The sequence below is a fragment of the Nonomuraea sp. NPDC049784 genome, from assembly GCF_040659615.1.
Classification (GTDB): domain Bacteria; phylum Actinomycetota; class Actinomycetes; order Streptosporangiales; family Streptosporangiaceae; genus Nonomuraea.
In genome coordinates this window covers 1-5039 of record NZ_JBFAMX010000690.1, presented here as the reverse complement: position 1 = coordinate 5039, position 5039 = coordinate 1, and the positions used below count along the sequence as shown (strand labels likewise).

At 70.2% G+C, this 5039-nt stretch carries 6 protein-coding genes and 1 pseudogene; 3 read left to right on the top strand and 4 right to left on the bottom strand.

Annotated features, from left to right (window positions below):
- Both AB0J09_RS55915 and AB0J09_RS55910 read right to left on the bottom strand, forming a co-directional pair.
- Positions 1-505, bottom strand: a 505-nt coding sequence (locus tag AB0J09_RS55915; protein WP_360710593.1) for a GntR family transcriptional regulator, incomplete at its 3' end; no start/stop codon positions are given.
- Between the two features lie 503 nt (positions 506-1008).
- Positions 1009-1635: a lipocalin-like domain-containing protein gene (locus AB0J09_RS55910; protein ID WP_360710596.1), complete on the bottom strand. Its 627-nt coding sequence runs from the start codon at positions 1633-1635 to the stop codon at positions 1009-1011.
- Between AB0J09_RS55910 and AB0J09_RS55905 the strand changes: the two genes are divergently transcribed.
- The gene (locus tag AB0J09_RS55905) at positions 1609-1842 is read left to right on the top strand and encodes a hypothetical protein (RefSeq protein WP_360710597.1); all 234 of its coding nucleotides are present in this window, start codon (positions 1609-1611) and stop codon (positions 1840-1842) included. The two genes, AB0J09_RS55910 and AB0J09_RS55905, sit on opposite strands and share 27 nt — an antisense overlap.
- 256 nt (positions 1843-2098) lie before the next feature.
- Here the strand turns inward: AB0J09_RS55905 and AB0J09_RS55900 are convergent, their stop codons facing one another.
- Positions 2099-2281, bottom strand: a complete 183-nt coding sequence (locus AB0J09_RS55900) for a Tn3 family transposase (RefSeq protein ID WP_360710594.1) — start codon at positions 2279-2281, stop codon at positions 2099-2101.
- Positions 2282-2436: 155 nt separating this feature from the next.
- The gene (locus AB0J09_RS55895) at positions 2437-3642 is read right to left on the bottom strand and encodes an MFS transporter (protein ID WP_360710591.1); all 1206 of its coding nucleotides are present in this window, start codon (positions 3640-3642) and stop codon (positions 2437-2439) included.
- A 336-nt stretch (positions 3643-3978) separates the two neighbouring features.
- Here AB0J09_RS55895 and AB0J09_RS55890 point away from each other — a divergent pair, with 336 nt between their 5' ends.
- Both AB0J09_RS55890 and AB0J09_RS55885 read left to right on the top strand, forming a co-directional pair.
- Positions 3979-4470 carry a hypothetical protein gene (locus tag AB0J09_RS55890; protein ID WP_360710589.1) on the top strand — a complete coding sequence of 164 codons (492 nt, stop codon included), beginning with the start codon at positions 3979-3981 and terminating at the stop codon, positions 4468-4470.
- A 58-nt stretch (positions 4471-4528) separates the two neighbouring features.
- Positions 4529-5039, top strand: a pseudogene (locus AB0J09_RS55885) (hypothetical protein); the annotation flags it as partial.

The window sequence follows — 5039 nt, the reverse complement described above, 5'->3', positions numbered from 1 at the left end:
CCGGCTGCCGGGCCAGGCGGAACTTGTGCCGCACCACCTGCGCCCCGAGCCGTTCGATGATCGACGCAGACGTGCGGTGGTCGGCGATCTCGCGGACCTTGGCGTGCAGGGACGCGTTAAGCTCCGAATATCGGTCCAGATCGTTCGACTCCACGGCGGTGCGCATCTCCGCGACGATCTCCCGCAGTTGCGCGGCCTGTTCGGGGGTGACCCGTTCGGCGGCCTTCGCGGCGGACAGGCCCTCCAGCACCATCCGTACCTCCGTGATCTCGATGGCCTCGGCCTTGGAGACCGCGCGGACACGGGCCCCCTTGTTCCGTAGGATCTCGACCAGGCCCTCCCCGGCCAGTTCTTTGAACGTCTCGCGCACGGCCGCCCGGGTGGCCCCGAACTGCTCGCACACGTCCGCCTCGACCAGCCGCTGGTTGGGCACGAAGTCCCCGCCGAGCACGGCTGCCCTGAGCCGGGCGGTCAGCGTCTCCTCCAGCGGGGAACCAGGCGCCACGGGAGTCCTCCCCATTCGTCAGACCAGGCTGGTTGACAATATTATCGACAATCCCGCAGTGGGAGGGAGCCGACGCATGAAGGGCGTCTTCCGGCAGGACCTCACCGGGGCGCGGGATGCCATGTTTCTGGAGTTGAGCCCTCTGAGGTTGTGAACGATAGAGGGAGGACCGCCCTGATCTCCTTGAGCGCTTCGAGCTGACCTCCTTGATTCGTGAACTGGTCGGGGTCGATGCCTCATGTCCGCGCATGAGGGGCTTTGGCGAGCTTGATGCCGTAGGAGGTGGGTCACGCGGACCTCGATGCCGCGCTCGGCTTGATCACCGAGGACAGCGTCGTGGGAGTCTCGCTCGCACCGGCAGGCTGCAGTACACGCCGCAGTCTGACCACAGGTGCGCGCGCTGCCCGCGCCCCACGGCCGGCTCCGCCTCCCGGCTCCTTCGGTTACGCGCGTGGGCAGGCCGGAGGGGTGTCTCGCATCCGGGGATGTGGGTGGGGCGGGACTTATCCGATGATGTCCGTGTAGCCGTGGCCGGCGATGGCTTCGCCTGCGAGCGTTCCGGTGACGGAGCACACACCGGTGTAGAGACCGTCGTGGGGGCCCGGCAGCCCGCGGTGGGTGATGTCGAGGGATGCGTCGAGGTCGGGGATGGTAAGCCGCCAGGCGCCGTTGCGGTCGGTGCGCTGGGCGCGGGTGATGGTGTGGGTGCCGTCGGCCTTGAGCTCGGTCAGCCAGGAGGTGCCGTCGCCTGTCGTGTCCCAGACGCTCAGGTACCGGCCGGCACCGAGGTCGAGTCCGAGCCAGGTGAAGCGAGGGATCTCCATACCCGGGGTGTCCGACTGGGGGGTCCATTGGCGGTCGAACCAGGTGCGTCCGCTGACGTGGTGAGTGGTGCCGTCGGCGGTGACGGTGCCTGTGGTGGTCAGGCCGGGTAGTGCGTACTGCCCGGTGATCCCGCCGAAGAAGGGGAAGAGCCCGGAGCCGCCGTTGTAGAGCACGGGCTCGTCACGCCGGAGGGTGAGGTGGACCGTCGCGGTGTCCGTGGCGCCGGTGATCTCCAGTTCGTCCAGGTCCCCCCTGATGGCCAGGATCGATGTCCGCACGTGGAGGGAGTCGGCGGACAGCTTCACGGCGTCGAGGCCTTCGGCCGTCTGCCGCTCGCTTTCATCCAGATGATGGTCGGGGCCACGGCCGAGCACAGCCGGCACGTCGCGCCGGAGCTGTGGAGGCGCTACCTCACCCTCCTCCTCGACGGACTGCGCCCCGCCCGGAACAGTCCGACTCCCCTGGCCCACCGGGCACTCGACCCGCACGAATTCGACCAAACCATGTCGTGACGCCCCTGACCGTTCTCGGATACCGCGAACCCCGGCCGACCGATCGGCACCGACCAGCTGCTCGCCCACCGCGGCCTGGACCTCGGCTCCCTCACGACCCGCCACGCCCTCACCGCGGCCACACCCGCCGCTCGCCCCTGAACGTGCCGACGATGTGCCGCTGGTAGCCGCAGTCGCCGCTACGTCACCGTCGACGGCCGACGCGCGCTGCCCGGCACTGGGGACGTACGGCCGGCCCTCAGCCCAGCAGGCACGCTCAGGCGGCCAAGCCGACCGTGGTGAAGTCGATCTCCTTGAGTTCGGGGTTGAACTTGATCAGCTTCTCCTGCTCTTCGGGGTCGTTGTCGGCGATCACGCCGTTGTTGCCGAACCCCAGCCACTGGGAGAAGGCGTTGTACGTCTCGACCTTGTTGGTCGCCGCGGTGACCCCGGCGCGCAGCGTGCGCTACACGACGGCGATCTGTCCAGCCGGTCCGCCGAGGGACTGCAGGCTGATGCCGAGCCAGGCGCGTACGGCCTGGCGGAACGGGATCACGTCATCGTGTTGGGGCGTCGAGGGCATGGTGAAGGAGGTCCTTGGGTGATCGAGGGTGTTCAGCGCGCCCGGCGGGGCGGGGGGTCGGCGGGCAGCCGGATGTGGCGGAAGAGCCGCCACAGAGCGAGGTCGTAGCCGATCTTCGCGACTCCGGCGAACAGGAACGGCGCGGCCAGGCTGACCGATTGCAGTACGCCTGCCAGCGCCGGTCCCAGGGGCCTGGTGAGGTAGCGGGCGGTGTTGGTGATCGCGGCGGCGGCGGTGCGTTCCTCGGGCGGGACCATCGCCATCACGTACGCCTGCCGGGCAGGCACGTCCATCGACGACAGGCAGGCACGCCCGAGCAGGAGGGCGATCGCCGGCGGGAGGGAGGGAGCAAACGGCACCGCGGCCAGCAAGACGTTGGCGGGCAGGTGGGTCAAGACCATCGTGGGCAGCAGCCCGATCCGGTTGGCCACCCGCGGCGCGGCCAGCAGCGAGGCGGTCTGGAGGATCCCGGCCACGGCGAAGGTGATCCCGATCGTGTGGGTGGTGGCCCCGAAGCGGACCGCGAGCCAGTAGCCGACATAGGCCTGGATGACGAACCCGCCGGCGAGGCTGTCGGTGGCGAACAGGCCCGCCAGGCGGGCCACCGGGCCGCGGGAGCGGGCCAGTATGCGCGATTGCGGTAGTCCGGGTGCCGGAGCCGGTGCCGGAGCTTCGACGGTGGCGGGCAGCCGGAGGGTGAGGAGCATTCCGGCGGCGGCTGTGCCGGCCAGAATGCCGCCGAGCAGTCCCCGGTCGGCGGGCAGGCTCCCCAGGAGCGCGCCGAGCGTCCCGGCGACGGCGGCGATAGCGTTGTAGAGGCCGAATCCCCGCACGATCTGCTTCTGGGGGCGCCCGGTGCCGGCCAGCATGACCTGTTCCAGCGTGGTGAACGGCCCGGACTCGATGACCTCGACCGACATCGCTCCGCTGAAGGCGGCCACGGCCAGCAGCCACCAGGGCAGGCCGGTGGCGATGACCAGGCCGCACAGGAGCAGTGCGGCGTACAGGCCCGCGTAGGCACGGCGGCGGCCGAGGCGGTCGCCCCACCGAGCCAGGGCCAGACTGGTGAGAAAGCTGCCGACCAGAATTGCCGCGAGCACCAGACCGACCTCGGTGGCCGACAGCCCATCGCTGCCCATGAGAGCGCCGAGCTGGACGGCGGCCACGCCGTACCCGAGACCGCGAAACGCCTGCGACGTCAGCAGCACGCCCACGGTGCGGTCGTGGGCAGCGCTCATGCCGGTTCGCTAGCCGACACGCTGGCCGGCGAGAGGATGTACGGGAAGGTTCATGGTCCTGATCATGTACCGAAACCCGTCTTTGTGACGACTGTTTTTATGGCATTGGAACCGCCATCTACAACTGGGGGTCGCACTGTCGCAGCACGAGGCCAACTAGCCCTCCCAGAGATCGTCTATCGCTCACAGCCTCACCTCACCACGGGCTTTGATCATTTGAGCCCGTTCTGTCGGTGGGGTCGGGTAAGTTCCCGGATCAATTGATCAGCCGGTCGCGCAGACGCGGGCACTTCCGCCTGCGCTCGCGAGCCGGTCGGGGCGGGAGGTTCTGAGGTCGTGGACGCGGACAGAGCCGCGTGGGAGCAGCGCAGCGTGGTGCGAGTGTTGCCGCCTGTCGAGCCGCGCAAACTGGCGAAGGTGCCCTTCGTCGAGCTGGCCGACGGGCGGTTGCAGGGGGTCGTGTCGAGCGGGTCCGACATCGAGCGGGTCTACGTCTCGTCGATCACCGCCGGCACCCACGCGCTGAGCTGCAGCACCAACAACAACCGGCCGTGCGGCGCGCTGCACGGCTACGCCTGCAAGCACATTCATCAGCTGGCCGACGAGGCGGTCCTGCAGTACGGCCTCGACCGGGTGGCCCGCTACCTGGGGGTGGAGGTGCCGGAGGGCCGCTTCCTGATGTCCTGCGTCAACGGGCCGGTCGAGCGCACCCCCGCGGCCGTGGTGTTCAGCCGGTTCCTGCGTCACCTGGGCTACCTCGAGGTGCCCGGCAGCACGGAGCCGCTGGCCGAGCTGCACTGGTTCCCGGCGATGGGGGCGGTGCGCTGATGCCCAGGCTTCCGGCGGTAAAGGCGGACGAGCTCCATGCAGGGAAGGCGGTGCGGTGATGCTGGACGTACAGCTCGGTGAGCTGCTCGGCGACGCACCCGCAGGGGTCGGCGAGGCACTCGACCTGGTGGCGGGGTTCGACGACGCGCTCACCCACGGGTTCGCCCGGCTCGGCGAGCAGGCGTCCGGGGCGCTGGCCGCCCTTGCGGGCGCGCTGGCAGCCAGCCCGCTCGGTGACCGGATCGGCGAGGCAGCGGAGAAAGTGGCCGCGGGATCGATCGGCGACGAGCACCTCGCGGTGCTGGCCGGCGGGCGGGCGGCGCTGTTCGGAGCGGTGCACGACGCCCTGCTCGCCCGGCTCGACGCGGCGCTGGGCCGCACCCGCGCGGCCTGGGAGCCCGCGGAAGGCGAGATGCGGCCGGACAACGTGCTCGCCGGATGCCGGGGCTGGCTGCGCGAGCTGGCCATCACCGGCTGGCGTGGCGTCGACCACGACCTCGTCTCCTCTTCCGACCCGGCGATCGAGGCGTTGCTGGCCGCGCCCGAGCTGCGCGGGCTGGCGGTGCTGC

What these genes read in the sequence shown, in the direction of transcription:
- AB0J09_RS55895 (WP_360710591.1), bottom strand. Translation starts at nt 3,642, where the DNA reads ATGAGCGCTGCCCACGACCGCACCGTGGGCGTGCTGCTGACGTCGCAG.